The organism is Sphingomonas phyllosphaerae, assembly GCF_036946485.1.
GTDB lineage: Bacteria > Pseudomonadota > Alphaproteobacteria > Sphingomonadales > Sphingomonadaceae > Sphingomonas > Sphingomonas phyllosphaerae_E.
Genome location: NZ_JAQIJA010000001.1, coordinates 642,285 through 664,608 on the forward strand (window position 1 = coordinate 642,285; position 22,324 = coordinate 664,608).

Here is a 22,324-nt window from a genome sequence, read left to right on the forward strand (position 1 = left end):
ACGGGCGGGTTAGCGAAGGCAGCTATCCAGCCCCGAGCGGCGCACAATCCCGACATAGCGCGCGATCTGGTTGCCGCGGCGACGGACGAAGCCGGTCGGGGCCACCGCCTCGCGCTTCTTTGGCAGCGGCAGCACCGCGGCGATGCGCGCAGCCTCGACCGGCGTCAGGGTCGCGGCGCTGTGGTGGAAATAGCGCTGCGCCGCCGCCTCCACGCCATAGGTGCCGATCCCGGTTTCGGCGATGTTGAGATAGACTTCCATGATCCGCTGCTTGCCCCAGATCGTCTCGATCAGCAGCGTGAACCATGCCTCCAGCGCCTTGCGGAGATAGCCGCCGCCCTGAAACAGAAAGGTGTTTTTCGCGGTCTGCTGGCTGATCGTCGAACCGCCGCGGATCCGCCGGCCCTCGGCATTGTGCGCGGCCGCGCCGGCGATCGCGCGCCAGTCGAAGCCGTGATGGCTGCAGAAGTGCGCGTCCTCGCCCGCGATCGCGGCGCGCGCCATGTCGGGGTCGATGCGCGACAGCGGCGTCCAGTCCTTGGTCACCGAGTGGCCACCGATCAGGTCGCCCGCCATCGTCATTGTGAACGGGACGGGGACAATCGCGTACACGCCGACCCAGACGAGCGACAGCACGACGAAGCCGAGGACGATCTTGAAGAGCAGGCGCAGCGCGGTGAACATGCGCTGCGTCGTACCGGCACCGGGCGGGATCGCTCAACCCCTTCCCGGTGCCCGGCAGTGTGTCAGGCGGTCAGCAGCCGCTGATCGCCCGCCAGCCGCATCATCGCGCGCTGGAGCTTCTCGAACGCGCGCACCTCGATTTGGCGAACGCGCTCGCGCGAGACGCCATAGACCTGGCTGAGTTCCTCCAACGTCTTGGGGTCGTCGGTCAGGCGGCGCTCCGTAAGGATGTGCTTCTCGCGATCGTTAAGATCGTCCATCGCGTTCATCAGCATGTCGTGGCGGACGTCCGCCTCCTGCTGGTCGGCGACGACGCTGTCCTGCAGCGGCGCATCGTCCTGCAGCCAGTCCTGCCACTGACCCTCGCCGTCCTCGCGCATCGAGACGTTGAGCGACGTGTCGCCGCCCATCGCCATGCGGCGGTTCATGCTGACCACGTCCGCCTCGGTGACGCCGAGATCGGTGGCGATCTTCTGGACGTTCTCGGGCGTCAGGTCGCCGTCCTCGAACGCGTCGAGCCGCGCCTTCATCCGGCGGAGGTTGAAGAACAGCTTCTTCTGCGCCGCGGTGGTGCCCATCTTCACGAGGCTCCACGACCGCAGGATGAACTCCTGGATCGAGGCGCGAATCCACCACATCGCATAGGTGGCGAGGCGGAAGCCGCGATCGGGCTCGAACTTCTTCACGCCCTGCATCAGCCCGATGTTGCCCTCGGAGATCAGCTCGCTGACCGGCAGGCCATAGCCGCGATAGCCCATCGCTATCTTGGCGACGAGCCGGAGGTGGCTGGTGACGAGCTGCGCCGCGGCATCGGTGTCGCCATGCTCCTGAAAACGCTTGGCAAGCATATATTCCTGCTCGGGCGCGAGGATCGGAAACTTCTTGATCTCCGCCAGGTAGCGATTGAGGCTCTGCTCCCCGCCGAGCGCAGGAATCGTCGCGGGGACGTTGCTGCGGGTTGCCATGATCCTAAGTCTCCCTTCCTTGCGGAATACGCGCGACGTGCCCGCTGGCGACGCCGACCCGCGTTCCGTTTCTATACGATAAGCTGACTGAACAGTTCCTGCATGTCCGGCGGTATCGCGCTGTCGAAACCCAGCGTTTCGCCGGTGATCGGATGCACGAACCCCAGATGCGCCGCATGAAGCGCCTGTCGCCGGAAATTCAGCGTGTCCAGCACCTGCTTGTGAGCATGTTTTGTTCTACCATAGACCGGGTCGCCCAGCAAGGCGTGGCCGATCGACGCCATATGGACGCGCACCTGATGGGTGCGCCCGGTTTCGAGCCGGCATTCGACCAGCGTCGCATCGCGGAGCAGCTCAAGCGTGCGGTAATGCGTCACTGCGCGCTTGCCGCCCTGTACGATCGCGACCTTCTTGCGGTTGTTCGGCGAGCGCGCGAGCGGGGCGTCGACCGACCCCGCCGCCGGCATCGGACGCCCGCCGACGATCGCGCGGTAGCGACGGTCGATGCTGTGCGCGGCGAATTGCTTGGCCAGCCCTTCGTGGGTGCGGTCGGTCTTGGCGGCGACCATCAGCCCGGAGGTGTCCTTGTCGATCCGGTGGACGATGCCCGGCCGCGCGACCCCGCCGATCCCGGACAGCGAGCCATGGCAATGGTGGAGCAGCGCGTTGACCAGCGTCCCGTCGAGATTGCCGGCAGCGGGGTGGACGACCAGCCCGGCCGGCTTGTCGATGACGATCAGATGCTCGTCCTCGAAGGCGATGACGAGCGGAATGTCCTGCGCCTCGTTATGGGCGGGCGTCGGGGCGGGGACGGCGACTGCAAATTGCTCGCCGCCGCGTGCCTTACGCGACGGATCGCGCATCGCCGTTCCGGCTTGCGTGACCTGCCCGGCGTTGATGAGCACCTTCAGCCGTTCGCGCGACAGCGTCGGCACCGCCTCGGCGAGCGCACGGTCCACCCGCCAGCCATCCGCGGTCGGTGCGATCGTCGCTTCGAGAATGATGACCCCCCGGTCCATTGCTTTGCTAGATGGCGATGATGGTCAGGATTACAATCGCCCAGCGAAACGAACTGTGCGCATGGGCAGCCGCAGATGATGACGAGATTTGCGGACTGGTGCTCGGTGCGGACCACGACATCACCCGGTTGGTGCCGTGCCGTAACGTCGCCGACCACCCTGCGGTGCGCTTCGAGATCGATCCAGGCGCCTTGATCGCCGCGCATCGTGCCGCGCGGAATGGTGGCGAGCAGGTGATGGGGCATTATCATTCGCATCCTTCCGGCGTGGCGATGCCATCGCCGCGCGACGCCGCGGATGCGGCGCCCGACGGGAGCATCTGGCTGATCGTTGCGGGCGCGGCAGTCACCGCGTGGCGCGCGGTGGCGGACGGGGCGGTACATGGCCGCTTCGATCCGCTGACGCTGGACGTAAGCGGTTGCGCAGACTCCGGCGACTCGCCACAAGGCCGTAACGCCCCTACGTCGAGGTAGCCTTACCGATGACCATCAGCCCGGTCGATTTCGCTTCGCTCCTCTGTTCGCGGCTGTGCCACGACCTGTTGTCGCCGGTCGGCGCGCTGAACAACGGGCTGGAGCTGCTGAACGACGAAACCGACCCCGAAATGCGCGCGCGCTGCCTGGAGCTGCTCAACGAGAGCGCGCGGACCTCGGCGAACAAGCTGAAGTTCTTCCGGCTGGCGTTCGGCGCGGCGGGCGGGTTCGGCGAGCGGGTCGACGTGCGCGAGGCGCGGCAGGCGGTGGAAGCGCTGCTGGGCGACAACAAGCGGCTGAACCTGCAATGGATGGTCGAGGCGACCGAACTGCCCAAGGCGGCGGTCAAGGTGCTGCTCAACCTTGCGTTGATCGCGGGCGACACGCTGGTGCGCGGCGGGACGGTGACGATCGGCACCGAGGAAAGCGCCGAGGCGACCGAGATCGTGCTGCGCGCCGAAGGGCCGCGCATCGTGCTCGATCCCGACCTGCGCACCACGCTGACCGAGGGGCCGGCGGACGACAGCGCGGTCGCGCCGCGTGCCGCCGCGGCGTTCCTCGTCCACCAACTGGTCGGTGAGGCGGGTGGATCGGTGGTGGTCAGCGAGCCGGTGGACGGCGCCTTGCTGTTCGGGGCGGCGCTGCCGCATCGGTAGAGCGGGATGACGCGGGTTCATCCGTCATTGCTGGCGTAACGCAGCAATCCAGAACCGGATCAGGACGCGCTGGATTGCTTCGCTACGCTCGCAATGACGAGACATTCCGTCGGTTTCGGTAAGGTCGGGCGCGAAGAAGAAGCGGGGCCCCGGATCAGGTCCGGGGCGACCGGAGCAGGTAGACCCTGAGCGCCACGCTGCCGTGGCGCGGTAAAGACCCTTTTAACGCCTGTCGTGCGATGCCGCCCCCATAGCCAGGGCCACGGGACCGCATGGACGACCTTCTGCAGGAATTCATTGCCGAAACGCGCGAGACGCTGGAAGCGATCTCGGGCGAGATCGTGGGGTGGGAGGCCGACCCCAGCGACCGGTCGCGGCTGGATGCGATCTTCCGCTTCGTCCACACGATCAAGGGAAGCTGCGGCTTTCTCGATCTGCCGCGGCTGGCGCGGCTGAGCCACGCCGCGGAGGATGCGCTGGCGGCGGTGCGCGCCGGCGAGCGCGCGCCCGATCAGGCGCTGGTCACCGTGATCCTGGCGATCATCGACCGCATCGGCGAGATCGTGGAGGCGATCGATGCGGGCGAGGCGCTGTCCGAATCGGGCGAGGCGATGTTGATCGCCGCGCTGGACGGCGCGATCGCGGGTGAGACTGCGGCGACGCCCGAGGCGGCGGATACGGCTTCGGTGGCGCAGGCGACGCGGGTGACGCCGAAGCGCTCGGTGCGGCTGTCGGTGGACCTGCTCGACCGGATGATGAGCGGCGTGTCCGACATGGTGCTGGCGCGCAACCAGCTGGCGCGACACCTGCGGATGATCGACGATCCGCGGCTCGAGTCGATGCTGGAACGGCTGAGCATCTCGGTCGACGAACTGCGCGACACGGTGACTCGGACGCGGATGCAGCGGGTCGAGTCGCTGTTCTCGGCACTGCCGCGGCTCGCACGCGATTCGGCGGCGGCACTCGACAAGTCGGTGACGCTGACGATCGAGGGCGGCGACGTCGAACTGGACCGCGAGATGATCGAGCTGTTGCGCGATCCGTTGGTGCATCTGGTCCGCAACGCGGTCGATCACGGGATCGAAGATCGCGCAGGGCGGATGCGTGCGGGCAAGCCGGCGGCAGGGCAGTTGCGGATCGTCGCGCGCCAGGCCGGCAATCTGATCATCATCGAGATCAGCGACGACGGACGCGGTATCGACAGCGAGCGGTTGCTGGCCAAGGCGCTGCGCGAGCAGCCCGAGCGCGCGGCCGAACTGGCGGCACTGGACGAGGACGGGCGGCTGAAGTTGATCTTCGAGGCCGGGCTGTCGTCGCGCGACGAGGTGACCGCACTGTCGGGCCGCGGCGTGGGCATGGACGTGGTGAAGGCCAATGTCGAACAGGCCGGCGGGCGAATTTCTTTGCTCAGCCGGCCGGGGCAGGGGCTGACGATCGCGCTTGAGGTGCCGCTGACGCTGGCGATCCTGAACGCCGTGCTGGTCGATGCGGCCGGCACGCGCTTCGCGATCCCGCGCCAGTCGGTCGACGAGATCGTGGCGGTCGACGGCGGCGCTGTGCGCGTCGACCGCGTCGCGGCGGGCGCGGTGGTGCTGCTGCGCGGGCAGCGGCTGCCGATGGTATCGCTGCCGACGCTGCTCGGACAGGGCGAGGCGAAGGCGGTGCCGGGGTTCCTGGCGATCGTGTCGCTGCGCGAGGGGCGGTTCGCGCTGGCACTGGACGGGGTGAACGATACGCAGGAGCTGGTGGTGAAGCCCGCCGCGCCGGCGGTGATGTGCGCGGGCATCTATGCCGGGCAGATGCTCCCCGACGATGGCGCGCCGATCCTGCTCCTCGATTGCTCGGCGATCGCGGCGCGCGCGGCGCTGGCGTTCGAGCGCCCTGACGAAGCGGTCGCCGAGGCCGAGGCGGTCGAGCCGGTCCGCGCCCTGCTGTTCGACGATATCGATGGCGTGCGCCGCATGATCGTGTCTGACGCGGTCGACCGGATCGAGGGGGTCGCGGCGGGCGCGGTGCGTGCGCTGGCGGGCGGGCTGTGGCTGACGATCGGTGATCGGTCGATCCCGGTCTGGGCGGGAACCGGCGCGATCGCGAACGAGGTGCGCAAGGTGCTGCGCCTCCAGCTCGACGATCAGGAACTTGCCTATCCGATCGCCGATCCGGTCGAGATCGTCCCGCTGCCGCAGGATATCGCCCCGGCCGCCGATCCGCATGGCGTGATCGCCGGGCTGGCGGTGATCGACGGCGAGCCGATCGAGCTGGTCGATCCGCTGGCGCTGTTCGCCGACGCGCCGGTCGCGGCCGAGCGCCCGGTCTGCCTGCTGCACGGCGCGGAGAGCGGCTGGATGGAGGCGTTCCTGAAACCCGCGATCGAACAGGCCGGTTACCGCGTGGTGCGTCGCGCGCCGCCGGGTACCCCGGTCGCGCTGGCGCTGGCGATGGAGGACGATGCGGATGCGCCGCCGGTGCCCGCGCTGCGACTGAGCCGCGAGCGCGGCAAGCCGCTGTACCGCTTCGACCGCGCCGCGCTGATCGCCGCGCTGAAGGGATATGCCGCATGAGCCGCTCGCTGCATCTGGTCGCGCGCGTCGGCGACCGCGGCCTGTTGTTCGATGCCGAGCGGGTCGACTCGGTGGTCGAGGTGCACAGCACCGTGCCCGCGCCCGGCGCGGCGCCCGCGGTGGTCGGGCTGGCTGCGATGCGCAGCCGGGTCGCCACCGTCATCGACGTGCGGGAGTTGTTCGGCGGCACGCCGATGCTGCGCGATGGCAAGGGCGGACGCGCGGTCGCGACGCTGGTCGACGGGCACCTTTATGCCATCGCGGTCGATGCGCTGGAGGATGTCGCGACCTTCACGCTCGCGCCTGCACCGATCGCGCAGGGCAATGCGGGCGAGTGGGACTTCGTCACCGGCGTCGCCGAGGGCGAGGGCGAGACGTTGATGGCGGTCGACATCGACCGGCTGGTCGCCCGGGCAAGCGCGCTCGGCTGAGCGCGCCATTAACGCGATCCTTACTGCACCGCGCCCAAGATGCGGCAGCACCAGAAATATCGGAAAACTCATGAAGACCTGCCTGATCGTCGATGATTCGAAGGTGATCCGCAAGGTGGCGCGGCACATCCTTGAAGCGCTGGACTTCTCGGTGTCCGAGGCGGGCGACGGGCGCGAGGCGCTGACGCATTGCCGGCAGACGGTGCCGGACGTGATCCTGCTCGACTGGAACATGCCGGTGATGAGCGGGATGGAATTCCTGCGCGCGCTGGGCGAGGAGCCGATGCCGCGTCGCCCGAAGGTGGTGTTCTGCACCACCGAGAACGGCATGGCGCACATCCGCGCCGCGATCGAGGCCGGTGCGGACGAATATGTGATGAAGCCGTTCGACCGGGAGACGCTGCACAGCAAGCTCCAGATCGTCGGCGTCGCCTGACCCGGCCGCGCAGGTGGCGGAACCGGCCATGATTCGGCGCACCGATTCCGCCCTGGCGGACCGTCGCGTGCCGCGCGTGCTGATCGTCGACGATTCGGCGGTCGCGCGCGCGGCGATGTCGCGGTTCATCACGGGCAGCGGACGGTTCGAGCTGGCCGGCGCCTTGCCCGATGCGCTGCGCGCGCTGGCGTTCCTGCGCAAGGAAGCGGTCGACTTCATCCTGCTCGATCTGGTCATGCCGCACCAAAGCGGCATCGATGCCCTGCCAGAGTTGCTGAAGGCCGGCGCGGGGGCGCGGGTGCTGGTGGTGTCCAGCTCGGCGGCCGAAGGCGCGGCGGTGACGCTGCGCGCGCTGGCATTGGGGGCGGCGGACACGCTGGTGAAGCCGAGCATCGGCGCGTTTGCCTCCCGCTTCGGCGAGACGTTGCTGGCGCGGCTCGATCTGCTCGCCGCGCATGGCGAGAACCGCGCGCTGCCGCGGCGCGCGACGGTGATCACGCCGCCGCCGTTCGACGCGATCGCGATCGGCGCGTCGACCGGCGGCATCCACGCGCTCGCCTCGCTGCTGGAGCAGGTGCCGGCATCGGTGACGCAGCCGATTTTCGTGACGCAGCATCTGCCGCCCTCCTTCTCGCCGTTCTTTGCCGCGCAGGTCGGGGTCTTCGCCAAGCGGCCGTGCGCGATCGCGCACGAGCGGCGGCGCGTGGTAGAGGGCGAGGTGCTGATCGCGCCGGGCGACGCGCATCTGCTCACCGCCATGCAGGCGGACGGGCACATCGCCACCCACCTGTCGCAGGCCCCCAGCCCGACGGGCAATTTGCCGTCGGTCGATCCGATGTTCACGAGCCTGGCGCAGACCTATGGCTCGCGCCTGCTGGCGGTCGTGCTGACCGGCATGGGGCGCGACGGGCTGGAGGGCGCGCGCGCGGTGCGCGCCGCCGGCGGCACGATCGTGGTGCAGGATCGCGATTCGTCGGTCGTCTGGGGAATGCCGGGGGCGGTGGCGGAGGCCGGGCTCGCGGATGCGGTGCTCGCCCCGCGCGAGATCGGCGCGATGATCGCGGCGCGTCGCCCGGGCCTGCGCGCGTGACCGCGGAGATCGATTCCGGTTCGGCACGCGTGTTCGCCGCTTTGCTGGAGGCGCGCACCGGGCAACGCATCGCGGTGGGGCGCAGTTGGCGGTTCGAGGCGGCGCTCGGCCCGTTGCTGCAGGCGCATGGGCTCGACCGCGTCGACCAGCTCGCGGCGCGGCTGATCGAGGGCAAAGACAAGCAATTGGCCGACCGGATCGTCGATGCGCTGCTCAATCAGGAGACGTCGTTCTTCCGCGATGCCGGCGTCATCGAGGGCGCTTCCGAGGCCGTCGCCGGGCGCGAGCCGCTGCGCGTGTGGTGCGCGGCGTGCGCGACCGGGCAGGAGCCGCTGTCGCTGGCGATGCTGTTCGCGGAGGCGGGCGGCACGATGCCGGAGATCGTCGCGACCGATGTGTCCACCGCGGCGATCACCCGCGCGCGGGAAGGCACATACTCGCAGTTCGAGATCCAGCGCGGGTTGCCGGTGCGACGGATGGTCAGCTGGTTCGAACCCGCCGCCGGCAACAACTGGCGCGCGTCGGCGACGTTGCTGGGCGCGATCCATTATCGCCGCCACAATTTGATCGCCGACGTGCCGCCGATCGGCGAATTCGACCTGATCCTGTGCCGCAACCTGTTGTTCTACTTCGCGCCGCATCAGCGCGAACAGGTGCTGGCGCGGCTGGCGGGGGCGCTGAAGCCCGACGGTTTCCTGTTGCTCGGTGCCGGTGAGACGGTGATCGGGCAATCGGAACGGCTCCGTCCCAGTGCGCGGGCGCGCGGTCTTTACGAGCGCGTTCCCGACCCGGCCGACAGCAACCGGGTTTACACCGGGCGCTGATTTCGCGAACGACGGTGGCATCGGGTAACGATGGCGAGGTCGATGGTGACAGGCGGGGAGCGTCGGACGGGCGGATCGGGCGCATGAGGTGTCGCGAGGTGCCGTCGCCGAACTTCAACGAGCGGTCGCTGCCGATCTCGATGATCGTGCTGCACTATACCGGCATGAAGACCGCGCAGGAGGCGCTGGACCGGCTCTGCGATCCTGCTGCGGAGGTGTCGTGTCATTATTTCGTCGATGAGGACGGCACGATCACGCGGCTGGTCGCCGACGACAAGCGCGCGTGGCACGCGGGGGCATCGCATTGGCGCGGCGTGACCGACGTCAATTCGGCGTCGATCGGCATCGAGATCGTCAACCCCGGCCACGACCATGGCTATCGCGCCTTCCCGGAACCGCAGGTCGAGGCGGTGATCCGGCTCGTCGCGCATCTGAAGGACAGGTATGAGATCACGCGCGGCAATATCGTCGGCCATTCCGACGTCGCGCCGCTGCGCAAACGCGATCCGGGCGAGCTGTTCCCGTGGCATCGGCTCGCGCGGCTGAGGCTGGCGCTGCCGCGGCCGACCAAGAACCTCGTCGATCCGATGTGGGGCGAGGCGGCGTTCTGCCTCGCGCTGGAGCGCTTCGGTTATGACGTCAGCGACCGGATGGCGGCGATCATGGCGTTCCAGCGCCGTTTTCGCCCCGAACTGATCGACGGCGAGATGGATGCGGAATGCCGGATGATCCTGCTGGCGCTGCTGCTGCCCAAGCCGCAGGGGGATGATTAGAACACATCCGTCACCCCGGACTTGATCCGGGATCCCGCTTCTTCTTTGCGACAGAAGAAGGAAGCGGGATCCCGGATCAAGTCCGGGGTGACGAAAGCCTGATTGCACCGCTTCCCTAACGCCCTCCGCCACGCTACGGCGGCCCCGCCAGAGGGCCGGGCGGCCGCGTCGCGCGCAAGCGTGCCGAGGAAAGTCCGGGCTCCACGGGACAACGGTGGCGGGTAACGCCCGCCGGCTCGGGCTTCGGCCCGCAGTCAGGGACAGTGCAACAGAGAGCAGACGGCCTGGGCCTCGGCCCGGTCATGGTGAAAGGGTGCGGTAAGAGCGCACCGCGCGGCCGGTAACGGTCGTGGCACGGTAAACCCCACCGGGAGCAAGACCGAATAGGGGCGGCATGGCGGCGTTCGCGTCGCCGGGGTGTGTTCCCACCCGCTGCCCGGGTTGGTTGCTGGAGCGCGTCGGCAACGGCGCGCCGAGAGGAATGGTCGCCTATCCTCCGTTCGCGGAGGTGGACAGAACCCGGCTTACAGGCCCTCTGGCAAATTCGCCGCCGCTAGTCGGTTGGCGCGGGCGCGACGCGTCCTTATGTGCCGGACGAATGGCACGTACTCCCACCCGATCGAACGACTGGGGCTTTCCCCGCTGGCGCGGCTATGGCACCAATCGCGAGGCGGCGACCGTGCGGCTGTGCGACCGTCACGGCTGCACCGAGCCGGGGACCTGCCCCGCGCCCAAGTCGCCGAACAGCCCCGAGCGCTGGTATTTCTGTCAGGCGCATGCCGCCGAATACAATCGCGGGTGGAATTATTTCGAGGGCCTGTCCGCCGAGGAAGCGGCGCAGCGCGAGGCGAACGAGCGCCGCGACGCCGGGGGCTTCTCGCAGTCGAAGCATCAGGCGTGGGCGGGGTCGGGCGACGGCTCGCGCTCGCGCGACGAACTGCGCGCGCTGGAGGTGCTGGAGCTGGAGGTCGATGCGTCGTTCGACGACGTGCGGCTGGCGTGGCGGCGGCTGGCGAAGTCGAACCATCCCGACGTGCGGCCCGGCGACAAGGACGCCGCGACGCGCTTTCAGGCGATCCAGGCCGCCTATGACGTGCTGCGCGTCGCCGAGGAGGCGCGGACGTGGAAGCCGCGCGCCGAGCCGTGAAGGATCAGGTGCGCGCCGGCTGGACCGGCGCGGTGCTGGTGTGCGGCAAATGCTCGAAGAAGCTGGGCGGCGGGTTCGGCGCGAAGGGCAGAACGCCGCTCGCCAAGGCGCTGCGCGGTGAGCCGGGGTTCGGCAAGGGGCGCAAGGCGGCGGTCGGGGTGGTCGAGGTGAAGTGCCTCGGGATTTGCCCGAAGGGGGCGGTGACGGTCGTCGACAGTCGCGCGCCGGGGTGCTGGCGGATCGTGCCGGCGGGGGCGGATGTCGAGACGTTGGCGGGTCAGTTGAGCCTTCCGCCGTCGTCCCGGACTTGATCCGGGACCCCGCTTCTTTTTCGAGCCGTTGGGTAGAAGCGGGGTCCCGGGTCAAGCCCGGGACGACGGTTTGGTGTGGGGGGACAGCCGCTCCCGCCCTCACGCCATCGGCAAGCCTTCCAGCACCTTGTCGAGCGTCAGTGGATAGTCGCGGATGCGGACGCCGCAGGCGTTGTAGACCGCGTTGGCGACCGCCGCCGCCGCGCCGCACAGCCCTAGCTCGCCGACCCCCTTGGCCTTCATCGGCGAGGTCTTGTCGTCGAGCGTGTCGAGGAACACCACCTCCTGATGCGGCACGTCGAGGTGCACCGGGACGTGATATTCGGCCAGATCGTGGTTCACGAAATAGCCGAAGCGCGGATCGACCACCGCATCCTCCATCAGCGCCGCGCCGATCCCCATCGTCATACCGCCGATCACCTGGCTGCGCGCCGACTTGGGGTTGAGGATGCGTCCGGCATCATAGACGCCGGACATGCGCCGCACGCGGATCTCGCCGGTATAGACGTTGACCGCTGCCTCGACGAAATGCGCGCCGAAGGTCGCCTGCGCGTAATCCTTCTCAAGCGTGCCGTACTCCATCGTGTCTTCGCCGCTGATCCCCTCGTCGCCCGCCGCCTTGGCGAGATCGACCGCGCGGTTGCCGCTCGACACCTTGCCGTCGGCGAAGGTTACGTCGTCGGAGTTGAAGCCGAGCTTCTGCGCGATGCGGCGGCGCAGGTCGACGCAGGCGGCATAGACACCCGCCGTCGAGCTGTTGCCGCCCCATTGTCCGCCCGAGCCGGCCGACACCGGGAAGCGGCTGTCGCCAAGCAGCACGACGACCTTGTCGAGCGGCACGCCGAGCATTTCGGCGGCAGTCTGCGCGATGATCGTGTAGCTGCCGGTGCCGATGTCGGTCATGTCGGTGGCGACCGTCACCACGCCCTTGCGATCAACCCCGACGCGCGCGCCCGATTTCATGTTCATGTTGTTGCGGAACGCTGCCGCCATGCCCATGCCGACCAGCCAGTCGCCGTCACGTACCTGCGCCGGCTTCGGGTTGCGGCGGTCCCAGCCGAAGTTTTTCGCACCTTCCTCAAGACAGCGGACGAGGTTGCGATCGGAGAATTTCCGCTCGGGCTTCTCGGGATCGACCAGCGTGTCGTTGACGATGCGGAAGCGTACCGGGTCCATGCCCAGCTTCTCGGCCATCTCGTCCATCGCGACCTCGAGCGCCATCATGCCGGGCGCTTCGCCGGGTGCGCGCATCGCATTGGCTTCGGGGAGGTCGAGCACCGCGAGATGCGTTTCGGTAAGGCGATTGTCGCCGGCGTAAAGCAGCTGGGTCTGGTTGGCCGCGGTCTCCGGGCCGCCGCCGGGCAGGTCGCCCGACCATGTCTGGTGCGCGATCGCGGTGATCTTGCCGGCCTTGTCCGCACCGATCCGGATACGCTGGATCGTCGCCGGCCGATGGGTGGTGTTGTTCATCAGCTGCGGCCGGGCGAGCGCGACCTTGACCGGCCGCCCCGCCGCCTTCGCCGCGAGCGCCGCCATCACCGCGTCGGAGCGCACCCACAATTTGCCGCCGAACCCGCCGCCGACATAAGGCGAGACGACGCGGATCTTCTCCTTGGGGATCAGCAGCGTCTCGCTCATGTCCCGCACCGCCCAGGCGATCATCTGGTTGCTGGTCCACAGCGTCAGCTCGTCGCCGTTCCACGCCGCGATCGTGGCGTGCGGCTCCATCATCATGTGGCTCTGGTCGGGCGTGGTATAGGTGGCGTCGAGCTTGACCGGGGCGCTCGCGAAGGCACCCGCGAAGTCGCCACGCGCGGTCTTCATCTTATCGCCCTTGGCGATCGGCGCGCCGTCCTTCGCGGCCTTCAGCTCATATTTGCCCTTGGCGCGCGCGTAATCGACGCGAACGCGCTTGGCGGCGTCGCGCGCCTGCTCGAAGGTGTCGGCGACGACGATCGCGACCGCCTGATCGTAATGCTCGACCTCCGGCCCGGCGAGCATCGTCGCGGTGTGCGCCCTGGCCTTGCCGAGCTTGCCGGCATTCTCATACGTCACGACCGACAGTACGCCGGGCGCGCGCTGCGCATCGGCGGTATCGATCCGGGTGATCCGGCCTTTCGCGACCCCTGCGCCGACGATCACGCCATAGGCATGGTTGGGCGCGACATCGTTGCGCTCGAACGCATAAGGCGCGGTGCCTGTGACCTTGAGCGGGCCGTCGATGCGGTCGGTAGGCCGGCCGATGACCTTCTGCTGGTCGATCGGGTTGCGGCCGGCGGGGGTGTCGAACTTCATGCTGCGCGTCCTTCGGCGAGCACCGCGGCCAGCGTGCGCTCGACCAGCGGGATTTTATAGGCGTTCTGCGACGTCGGCGTGGCACCGGCGAGTGCGGCGGCGGCGATCGCCTTCGCGCCGCCGTCGGCCTTCGTCTCGGCGGCGGCGACCCGCCACGGCTTGTGCGCGAGGCCACCGAAGGCGAAGCGCGGCGTGCCGCTTTCGGGCAGGATCGCCGCGATCGAGATCGTCGCGAACGCGTAGGAGGCGCGGTCGCGGACCTTGCGGTAGATGTGCGTGCCGCGCACCGGTGCGGGGAGCGTCACCGCCGTGATCATCTCGCCGGGGGTGAGCGCGGTTTCGATCCACGGCGTGCTGCCGGGCAGGCGGTGGAAGTCGGCGATCGGGATCGTGCGGGTGCGGCCGCTACCGTCGACCGTCTCGACGGTCGCGTCGAGCGCGCGCATCGCCACCGCCATGTCGCTGGGATGGGTCGCGATGCAATCCTTGCTGGTGCCGATCACCGCCAGCGCACGGCTGTAGCCGCCCAGCGCCGCGCAGCCTGAACCCGGCTTGCGCTTGTTGCACGCCTGATTGGTGTCGTAGAAATACGGGCAGCGGGTGCGCTGGAGCAGGTTGCCGGCGGTCGTCGCCTTGTTGCGCAACTGCCCCGACGCGCCCGACAGCAACGCGCGGCTGAGCACGCCATAGTCGCGGCGCACGCGCGGATCGGCGGCGAGCGCGGTGTTGCGGACCAGTGCGCCGACGCGCAAGCCCCCGTCCGGGGTCGCCTCGATCGTGTCGAGCCCGAGCCGGTTGACGTCGACCAGATGCGTCGGCGCCTCGATCTGCAGCTTCATCAAATCGAGCAGATTGGTGCCGCCCGCGACGAACTTCGCGCCCGGCTTCGCGGCGACCGCGGCGGCGGCAGCGGCGGGGGAGGTGGCGCGTTCATAGGTGAAGGGCTTCATGCGACGTCCTCCGCACCCGCGACATCGGCGATCGCGGCGACGATGTTCGAATAAGCGGCGCAACGGCAGATGTTGCCGCTCATCCGCTCGCGCACTTCCTGCGCGTCGATGCGGCCGGCGGCGGTGAGATCGGGCGAGACGTAGCTTGGGACGCCGTCCTTCACCTCCTGCAACATCGCTACCGCGGCCATGATCTGGCCCGGCGTGCAATAACCGCACTGGTAGCCGTCGTGCTTGACGAACGCGGCCTGCATCGGGTGGAGGTCACCCGGCTTGCCGAGCCCTTCGATCGTGGTGATCTCGTCGCCGTCGTGCATCACCGCGAGCGTCAGGCACGAATTGATGCGCTTGCCCTCGACCATCACCGTGCACGCGCCGCACTGACCGTGGTCGCAGCCCTTCTTGCTGCCCGTCAGGTGCAGATGCTCGCGCAGCGCGTCGAGCAACGTCACGCGCGGGTCGAGGTCGAGCGTGCGCTTCTTGCCGTTGACGGTGAAGGACACCGGGACGGTGGCGGCGGGCGTCTCCGCGGGCAGCGGCTGCGCGTCGAGCGGCAGCGCGGTGGTGGAGGCGGCGGCGGCCCCGCTGACGAGCGCGCCGCGCCGCGTAAGGCTGAATCCGTTCGTATCGGTCATGTCGGTCCTGCTGCGGGAACGGGCAGGAGAGCCGCTCCCTTCGATGAAACGCGCCCGATCCATGTTATATCCGGCTGCAACACAAGGATACACGCACCGCTGGCGGGCGGCCAGCGCCTGTATTAACATCCATGTCAAAAGCATGGAGAGGAAGCGCATGGCGACGGCGGCGATGGTGGAGCCCATGACGATGGCACCGGGCGAGTGGGAGGCGCGAGTCGATCTCGCCGCCGCCTATCGGCTGGTGGCGCTTTATGGCTGGGACGATCTGATCTTCACGCATCTGTCGGCGCGGGTGCCGGGGCCGGAGCATCATTTCCTCATCAATCCCTATGACATGATGTTCGAGGAGATCACCGCCTCCTCGCTCGTCAAGATCGATGTCGACGGTCAGCCGGTGGGCGCGAGCGCGCATCCGGTCAATCCGGCCGGCTTCACGATCCACTCCGCAATCCACATGGCGCGCGACGATGCGCAGGCGGTGATGCATCTCCACACGCCGCACGGGCAGGCGGTGTCGGCGATGGCGTGCGGGCTGTTGCCGCATACGCAGACCGCGATGATCGCGGCGCACGATGTCGCCTATCATGAATATGAGGGGATCGCGACCGACCTGGAGGAGCGCGAACGGCTGGTCGCCGATCTCGGTCCGCGTCACGCGATGATCCTGCGCAATCACGGGACGCTGACCGTCGGCGACTCGGTCGCGTCCTGTTTCCTGCGGCTCTATTTCCTCGAACGCGCGTGCGAGGCGCAGGTGTTGATGCTCGCCGCGGGCACGGACGGGCTGCACACGCCGCCGCAGGGCGTCGAGGACAAGGTCGCGCGGCAATCGCCACCGGCCGGGGTCGGGATGCTGGCGCGCGGGCTGGCGTGGCCGGCGTTGCTCCGCAAGCTCGACCGGATCGACCCGTCCTATCGCGATTGACGCTTGGCGTGCCCCCGGCGGGTGCGATACGTGAGCGCTAACAAGGCGATGGAGGGGATGATGGCGACGTGGCGCGTGTTGATGGCGGGTTCGGCAATGGCGCTCGCGGCGCCGGCGATGGCGCAGGAGGCGACGCCGCGCTTCGCGCATATCTTCGCCGATCATGCCGTGCTCCAGCGCGACCGGCCGATCGCGGTGTGGGGGCAGGGCGCGCCGAACGCCGCGGTGACGGTGCGGCTCGGCCAGCAGAGCGCGACCGCGACCGCCGATGCGCAGGGGCGGTGGCGTGCGACGCTGCCGGCGCAGGCGGCGGGCGGGCCGTACACGCTGGCCGTCGAGGGCGGGCAGACGCTGAGCGACATCATGGTCGGCGACGTCTTCCTGTGCGGCGGCCAGTCGAACATGGAGTTCATGGTCAAACAGTCGACCAATGCCTGGGGCGCGTTGCAGACCCCGGCCGACCCCGACCTGCGCTATGCCACGATCCCCGACACCAGCCGCGCGCGGCCGCTCGCCGATCTGGAAGCGCCCGCCAAATGGCAGCGTGTCGGGCCGGAGACGGTCGGCGACGCCTCGGCGGTCTGCTATTACATGGCGCGTTCGCTGCGGCAGAGCGAGAAGGTGCCGATCGGCTTCATCAATTCCGAATGGGGCGGGACGCGGATCGAGAGCTGGATCAGCCCGACGTCGCTCGCGACCCTCTCACGGCTGAAGGACGGGATCGCGGCGGTCGATCTCTACGGGCGCGATCCGGCCAAAGCGCTGGCGCAGGACGGCGCGCGGCGCGAGGCATGGTGGAAGGCGCACGATCCCGCCGCCGCGCGGCAGGCGGCGTTCCGGCGCGCCGACTTCGACGACGGCAAATGGGCGACGATCCCGACCTCGGCGTGGAAGGAGGCGGGCGTACCCGCGCTCGCGGCGTTCGAGGGGGTGATGTGGCTGCGCGGCACGATCGACCTGACCGCCGAGCAGGTGGCCGCGGCCAAGACGCTGCAACTCGGGCCGATCGATCAATATGAGGAGACATGGGTCAATGGCCGCTATGTCGGCGGCGGCAGCGTCAATTGGGCGTGGCGCCATTACGATGCGCCCGCGGGAACGTGGAAGGTCGGTCGCAATGTCGTGGCGATGCGCGTGCTGGGCGGCGCGAATGGCGGCGGGCTGACCGGGGCGGCGCCGCGTGGGCTTGAACTGGCCGACGGGACGTTGGTGCCGTTCGCGGGGCCGTGGCGCTATCAACAGGGCCGTGCGCTGAGCGGGGAGAAGATCGCACCCGCGCCGTGGGACGTGCCGAACAGCCTTGCGACGCTGCACAATGGCATGATCGCGCCGTTCGCCGGCTACGGGCTGAAGCTCGCCGCCTGGTATCAAGGCGAGTCGAACGCGGGGGAGGCGTCGACCTATCGCGAGCTGATGACGCTGTTGATGGCCGACTGGCGGCGGACCTTCGCCGCGCCGGAGCTGCCGTTCTTCGTCGTCCAGCTCACCTCCTATGGCAAGCCGTCGACCGCGCCGCTCCAGTCGGGCTGGGCGGAACTGCGCGAGGCGCAGGCGCAGGCGGTGGCGCAGGACGCGCATGCCGGGCTGGCGGTGACGCTGGATGTCGGCGACCGGTTCGACATCCATCCGACGCAGAAGACGGTGGTCGGCGAGCGGCTGGCGCGGCTGGCGCGCGTGATCGCCTACGGCCAGCCGGGCTTGCGCAGCGGGCCGGAGGTCGCGGGCGTGTCGCGGAGCGGCAGCGATCTGGTGGTGCGCTATCGCAACGTCACCGGCGGGCTGCACACCTATAGCGCGGGACAGGCGATCGGGTTCGAGGCGTGCGCGGCCGATGCGTGCCGCTACGTGCCGGCGGAGGCGCGCGGCGACACGGTGGTGCTGCCGGGCGCAAATGCCGCCGGGGTGACGAAGGTGCGCTATGCATGGAGCGATGCGCCGTTCACGAACCTGTTCGACGGCGCCGACCTGCCGGCCGCGCCGTTCGAACGGGCGGTGGAATAAGCGGGCGACCGGTCCGCGGCCTGCGAGGCTGCGGACCGGCACCGTCGATCAGGCCACGCCGGCGAACCGGAGCAGGTCGACCATCGCGAACTGGTTCTTGGCATGGGTCGGGTCGATCGTGGGCAGGAATGGCTGCCATTCCGGGTCCTGCGAAAGATAGGAGGATCGATCGCCTTGCAGCAGTCCGATGAAGACCTCCGCCACGATCCGCGCACCGACCGGGCCGAGCCGCAGGCCATTCTCCACAACCGACGCCTCGCGCAGGATGTAGAACCACAAAGGCGTGCGATCGTCGAGGCCGTAGGGCTGGAGATCGGCGAGGTCAGCCGTCGAGAGCACGTCCATCTTCATCGCCCGCGCGACGCGTTGCCCGGCGGGCAAGGCGAAGGTGAGGTGGCGCAGCAGGTTGCGCTGCGCCAGTGACGCCGGATTGCTCTTCGCATCGGGCTTGCCGACCACCGATCCGGGCAGATGGAACAGCGCGGTCGATAGCGTGGTGTCGATCTTCTTGTTGGGCCGCACATTGCTATCGCCGAAGTCGAAGAAGGTCGGCCAGTCGATGAAGCGGCGCGGCGCGCGACATCCGCCCGACAGATCGTCGGGGTCTGTGGGGCTGTAGGGCGTGGGCTTGAAGATCATCGCAAAGAACGGCTGCCCGCCGGGCTCGCCGGTGAAGTTCAGCCGGTAGGATGGCCGGATCTGGCTGTGCCCGAAGCGATAGGCGGCGACAGAGAATTCCACCGGGATGAACGGCTCATTGTGCCAGGCGTAGAAGCGCCGGCCGTTCGTCAGCACGTCGTCCACCACTTCGTCGCCGCAGGTCCGTCGCAGGAATTCGTGCACGACGATCCATTGATAATGCCAGCGGACGATCCGTTGCGCCTCGGCGAAGATCTGGTCCGGGGCCTTCAACTTGATCTTCGTCTTCACATAATCGGCGACGCGATTGTGGAATTGCAGGAAGGCAAGTTGCAACTGGTTGATGATGGCGTTTTCGTCGTCGCGCGGATCGCCGATCAACGCGACGTTCTGGCTGTTGCGGGGCACGTCGAACTTGCCGGGCGTCCCCATCGGTTCGACGAGGAAATGATAGCCGGTCGTGTGATCGTACAGATGCGGGCTGGCGGCCGGGCCGGCGCCATAGACGTTGTCGAGGCCCAGGCTGGGCGTGCGGAAGTTGGAGACCTGTTCCGGGTCGGCCTGTCGCTCCAGGCTCGAGGTCGGGTCGAAGGTGATGTCGTGATCGAGGAACTGGCCGAGAAAGGTGAAGCCGGCGGTCAGGTTCGGATTGTCGCTGTTCTTCATCGACAGCGACGGATTGACGATCAGTTCCTTGGGCGTCTTCGTCAGGTCGTCTTTCGCATCCATGACGCCGCCTGCCTTGCCGATCTCCAGCAAGGCGGCGCGCACGTCCGGCGTGTCGGACGCGAAAGGTGGCAATTTGCCGAACATCCTGCCGAAACCCCCGGCATCGGCATAACGCGAACGTGGCGGAACGATGTTGGGTGGATAAGTGCCGTGTCGGGGCATGTCGGACCTCCATCTATCATGAGATGACGATAGGTGGCGTCGCTGCGTATCTATGTACGCATGGGAAGCCGGCGGCCCTCATCATGAACGTAGCTGTCGCGATCATCGCTCGCCAGCGATCTGCGACGAAATGATCGTGCGAAGACTTACAACGCCGTTCCGGCATTGCTCTGGCGCGATGTGACGACAAACGAAAATGGCCCCGGCATTGCTGCCGGGGCCATTCGCTTGCTGCACGCAAAGCGAAGCGTTTAGTCGCGATCGCCGGTCAGGAAAGCCGGGGCGAAGGCGGGGGCGTCGCCCTCGTCCTTGCCGCCGCCTTCGCCGCGCTCGCGACGCGGGCCACGGCCCTCGCGACGCGGACCACGGTCGCCGCCGCGATCGCCGCCACGGCCACCGCCGTCACGGCGCGGGCCACGGTCGCCACGGCCACCGCCGTCACGATCGCCGCGCGGCTCGCGCGCCGGGCGGGTGTCTTCCAGCTCGGCGCCGGTTTCCTGATCGACGACGCGCATCGACAGGCGGACCTTGCCGCGCGGATCGATCTCGAGGACCTTGACCTTGACTTCCTGGCCTTCGGTCACGACGTCGCCCGGCTTCTCGACGCGCTCGTTCTTCATCTCGCTGACGTGGACGAGACCGTCCTTGCCGCCCATGAAGTTCACGAACGCCCCGAAGTCGACGATGTTGACGACCTTGCCGTTGTAGATCTTGCCGACCTCGGCCTCTTCGACCAGGCCCTTGATCCAGTTGATCGCGGCCTCGATCTGCTTGGCGTCCGACGACGACACCTTGATGACGCCCTCGTCGTCGATGTCGACCTTCGCGCCGGTGGTGGCGACGATCTCGCGGATCACCTTGCCGCCGGTGCCGATCACTTCGCGGATCTTCGACTTGTCGATCGTGAAGGTCTCGATGCGCGGCGCGTGCGCCGACAGCTCGGTACGCGTCGAGTCGAGCGCCTTGGCCATTTCGCCCAGGATGTGCGCGCGGCCCTCATGCGCCTGCGCCAGCGCGACCTTCATGATCTCCTCGGTAATGCCGGCGATCTTGATGTCCATCTGCAGGCTGGTGATGCCCTCGCTGGTGCCCGCGACCTTGAAGTCCATGTCGCCGAGGTGATCCTCGTCGCCCAGGATGTCCGACAGGACCGCGAAGTCCTTGCCCTCGAGGATCAGCCCCATCGCGATGCCCGACACCGGGCGCTTCAGCGGCACGCCCGCATCCATCATCGACAGCGAGCCGCCGCACACCGTCGCCATCGACGACGAGCCGTTCGACTCGGTGATGTCGCTGGTGACGCGGATCGTGTACGGGAACTCCTCCTTCGACGGCAGCACCGGGTGCAGCGCACGCCACGCCAGCTTGCCGTGGCCGACCTCGCGACGACCCGGCGCGCCGAAGCGGCCCACTTCGCCGACCGAATAGGGCGGGAAGTTATAGTGCAGCATGAAGTGCTGGTACGACAGGCCGTTCAGGCCGTCGATCATCTGCTCCGCATCGCGCGTGCCCAGCGTCGTGGTCGCGATCGTCTGCGTCTCGCCGCGCGTGAACAGCGCCGAGCCGTGCGCGCGCGGCAGGAAGTGGACTTCCGCCTCGATCGGCCGGATCTGCGTCGTGGTGCGGCCGTCGATGCGGCGGCCGTCCTTCAGGATCGCGGTGCGGACGATCTCGGCTTCCAGCTTCTTGACGAGCTTGGCGGCGGCGAGCTGCTCCTGCGGCGTGCGATCGGCCATCGCCGTCTTGGCCTTGGCGCGCGCCTCGCCCAGCGCGGTCTGGCGCTGCTGCTTGTCGGTCAGCTTGTAGGCGGCGGTGATGTCCTTGCCGATCAGCTTCTTCAGCTCGGCCTTGACCGCCTTCTGGTCGTCGGCCTGCTTCAGTTCCCACGGATCCTTCGCGGCCTGCTCGGCGAGGTCGATGATCGCGTCGATGATCTGGCGCGACGCCTTGTGCGCGAACACCACGGCACCCAGCATCACCTCTTCCGACAGCTCCTTTGCCTCGGATTCGACCATCATCACCGCGTCGTGCGTCGCGGCGACGACCAGGTCGAGATCGCCTTCGAGCACTTCGGCGTCGGTCGGGTTGAGCTGGTATTCGCCGTCCTTGTAACCGACGCGCGCCGCGCCGATCGGGCCCATGAACGGCACGCCCGAGATCGTCAGCGCCGCCGACGCCGCGACCATCGCGACGATGTCCGGCTCATTCTCGCCGTCATACGACAGCACCTGACAGATGCAGTTGATCTCGTTGTAGAACCCTTCCGGGAACAGCGGACGGATCGGGCGGTCGATCAGGCGGCTGACCAGCGTCTCACGCTCGGTCGCGCCCCGCTCGCGCTTGAAGAAGCCGCCGGGGATGCGGCCGCTGGCGGAGAATTTCTCCTGATAGTGAACGGTGAGCGGGAAGAAATCCTGCCCTTCCTTCACGTTCTTGGCGGCGGTCACGGCGCACAGCACCACCGTTTCGCCGAGCGTCGCGATCACCGCGCCGTCGGCCTGGCGGGCGACCTTGCCCGTTTCCAGGGTCAGCGTCTTGCCGCCCCAATGGATTTCCACCTTCTTGGTATCGAACATCTGATTTCCTTCACTCCCCGCGCCCGATGCGCGGGGGGC

General features: G+C 68.4%; 20 protein-coding genes and 1 other RNA gene. 13 read left to right on the top strand and 8 right to left on the bottom strand.

Going from position 1 to position 22,324, the window contains the following annotated elements; all coding sequences use genetic code 11:
- Positions 1 to 9: 9 nt before the first annotated feature.
- From mtgA to PGN16_RS02910, 3 genes are all read right to left on the bottom strand, one after another.
- Entirely contained in the window at positions 10 to 684 is a 675-nt protein-coding gene (gene mtgA / locus PGN16_RS02900; protein WP_335307899.1) for a monofunctional biosynthetic peptidoglycan transglycosylase, read from the bottom strand.
- Positions 685 to 746: 62 nt separating this feature from the next.
- On the bottom strand, positions 747 to 1,649 hold the full coding sequence (rpoH, locus tag PGN16_RS02905; RefSeq protein ID WP_335307900.1) for an RNA polymerase sigma factor RpoH: 903 nt from the start codon (positions 1,647 to 1,649) through the stop codon (positions 747 to 749).
- Positions 1,650 to 1,720: 71 nt separating this feature from the next.
- On the bottom strand, positions 1,721 to 2,668 hold the full coding sequence (locus PGN16_RS02910; protein WP_335307901.1) for an RluA family pseudouridine synthase: 948 nt from the start codon (positions 2,666 to 2,668) through the stop codon (positions 1,721 to 1,723).
- Between the two features lie 11 nt (positions 2,669 to 2,679).
- Here PGN16_RS02910 and PGN16_RS02915 point away from each other — a divergent pair, with 11 nt between their 5' ends.
- The 11 genes from PGN16_RS02915 (at position 2,680) to PGN16_RS02965 (ending at position 11,370) form a co-directional block, all read left to right on the top strand.
- A complete protein-coding gene (locus tag PGN16_RS02915) occupies positions 2,680 to 3,141 on the top strand; it encodes a Mov34/MPN/PAD-1 family protein (protein ID WP_443019568.1) in 462 nt (153 codons plus the stop codon).
- An 8-nt stretch (positions 3,142 to 3,149) separates the two neighbouring features.
- Positions 3,150 to 3,797, top strand: coding sequence for a histidine phosphotransferase family protein (locus tag PGN16_RS02920; RefSeq protein ID WP_335307902.1), 648 nt, complete (start codon positions 3,150 to 3,152; stop codon positions 3,795 to 3,797).
- A gap of 272 nt (positions 3,798 to 4,069) precedes the next feature.
- Positions 4,070 to 6,358: a chemotaxis protein CheA gene (locus tag PGN16_RS02925; protein ID WP_335307903.1), complete on the top strand. Its 2,289-nt coding sequence runs from the start codon at positions 4,070 to 4,072 to the stop codon at positions 6,356 to 6,358.
- A complete protein-coding gene (locus PGN16_RS02930; RefSeq protein WP_335307904.1) occupies positions 6,355 to 6,789 on the top strand; it encodes a chemotaxis protein CheW in 435 nt (144 codons plus the stop codon). The genes PGN16_RS02925 and PGN16_RS02930 overlap by 4 nt, the downstream gene beginning before the upstream one ends.
- A 70-nt stretch (positions 6,790 to 6,859) precedes the next feature.
- On the top strand, positions 6,860 to 7,225 hold the full coding sequence (locus PGN16_RS02935) for a response regulator (RefSeq protein ID WP_028966122.1): 366 nt from the start codon (positions 6,860 to 6,862) through the stop codon (positions 7,223 to 7,225).
- Between the two features lie 28 nt (positions 7,226 to 7,253).
- On the top strand, positions 7,254 to 8,315 hold the full coding sequence (locus tag PGN16_RS02940) for a chemotaxis protein CheB (RefSeq protein WP_335307905.1): 1,062 nt from the start codon (positions 7,254 to 7,256) through the stop codon (positions 8,313 to 8,315).
- Positions 8,312 to 9,139, top strand: coding sequence for a CheR family methyltransferase (locus tag PGN16_RS02945; RefSeq protein ID WP_335307906.1), 828 nt, complete (start codon positions 8,312 to 8,314; stop codon positions 9,137 to 9,139). Before PGN16_RS02940 ends, PGN16_RS02945 begins: the two co-directional genes overlap by 4 nt.
- 83 nt (positions 9,140 to 9,222) lie before the next feature.
- Positions 9,223 to 9,912: an N-acetylmuramoyl-L-alanine amidase gene (locus tag PGN16_RS02950; RefSeq protein WP_335307907.1), complete on the top strand. Its 690-nt coding sequence runs from the start codon at positions 9,223 to 9,225 to the stop codon at positions 9,910 to 9,912.
- 147 nt (positions 9,913 to 10,059) lie between these two features.
- Positions 10,060 to 10,455, top strand: an RNA gene (rnpB, locus tag PGN16_RS02955) — RNase P RNA component class A.
- Positions 10,456 to 10,510: 55 nt separating this feature from the next.
- Complete coding sequence (locus PGN16_RS02960) at positions 10,511 to 11,059, top strand: J domain-containing protein (protein WP_335307908.1); 549 nt, start codon at positions 10,511 to 10,513, stop codon at positions 11,057 to 11,059.
- Positions 11,035 to 11,370 carry a (2Fe-2S) ferredoxin domain-containing protein gene (locus tag PGN16_RS02965; protein ID WP_335307909.1) on the top strand — a complete coding sequence of 112 codons (336 nt, stop codon included), beginning with the start codon at positions 11,035 to 11,037 and terminating at the stop codon, positions 11,368 to 11,370. The genes PGN16_RS02960 and PGN16_RS02965 overlap by 25 nt, the downstream gene beginning before the upstream one ends.
- A gap of 99 nt (positions 11,371 to 11,469) precedes the next feature.
- Here PGN16_RS02965 and paoC read toward each other — a convergent pair whose 3' ends face one another.
- From paoC to paoA, 3 genes are read right to left on the bottom strand one after another with little or no spacing between them, the layout of a single operon-like run.
- On the bottom strand, positions 11,470 to 13,665 hold the full coding sequence (gene paoC, locus PGN16_RS02970) for an aldehyde oxidoreductase molybdenum-binding subunit PaoC (RefSeq protein ID WP_335307910.1): 2,196 nt from the start codon (positions 13,663 to 13,665) through the stop codon (positions 11,470 to 11,472).
- A complete protein-coding gene (locus PGN16_RS02975; RefSeq protein WP_335307911.1) occupies positions 13,662 to 14,615 on the bottom strand; it encodes an FAD binding domain-containing protein in 954 nt (317 codons plus the stop codon). Before PGN16_RS02975 ends, paoC begins: the two co-directional genes overlap by 4 nt.
- Positions 14,612 to 15,250: an aldehyde dehydrogenase iron-sulfur subunit PaoA gene (paoA, locus tag PGN16_RS02980; RefSeq protein ID WP_335307912.1), complete on the bottom strand. Its 639-nt coding sequence runs from the start codon at positions 15,248 to 15,250 to the stop codon at positions 14,612 to 14,614. The genes PGN16_RS02975 and paoA overlap by 4 nt, the downstream gene beginning before the upstream one ends.
- Positions 15,251 to 15,407: 157 nt before the next feature.
- Here paoA and PGN16_RS02985 point away from each other — a divergent pair, with 157 nt between their 5' ends.
- Together PGN16_RS02985 and PGN16_RS02990 are read left to right on the top strand one after the other, a co-directional pair.
- Positions 15,408 to 16,178 carry a class II aldolase/adducin family protein gene (locus tag PGN16_RS02985; protein WP_335307913.1) on the top strand — a complete coding sequence of 257 codons (771 nt, stop codon included), beginning with the start codon at positions 15,408 to 15,410 and terminating at the stop codon, positions 16,176 to 16,178.
- A gap of 30 nt (positions 16,179 to 16,208) precedes the next feature.
- The gene (locus PGN16_RS02990; protein ID WP_335307914.1) at positions 16,209 to 18,179 is read left to right on the top strand and encodes a sialate O-acetylesterase; all 1,971 of its coding nucleotides are present in this window, start codon (positions 16,209 to 16,211) and stop codon (positions 18,177 to 18,179) included.
- Positions 18,180 to 18,227: 48 nt separating this feature from the next.
- Here the strand turns inward: PGN16_RS02990 and PGN16_RS02995 are convergent, their stop codons facing one another.
- Positions 18,228 to 19,631, bottom strand: a complete 1,404-nt coding sequence (locus PGN16_RS02995; RefSeq protein ID WP_335307915.1) for a peroxidase family protein — start codon at positions 19,629 to 19,631, stop codon at positions 18,228 to 18,230.
- 329 nt (positions 19,632 to 19,960) lie between these two features.
- Positions 19,961 to 22,285, bottom strand: coding sequence for a polyribonucleotide nucleotidyltransferase (pnp, locus tag PGN16_RS03000; RefSeq protein ID WP_335307916.1), 2,325 nt, complete (start codon positions 22,283 to 22,285; stop codon positions 19,961 to 19,963).
- Positions 22,286 to 22,324: the final 39 nt, after the last annotated feature.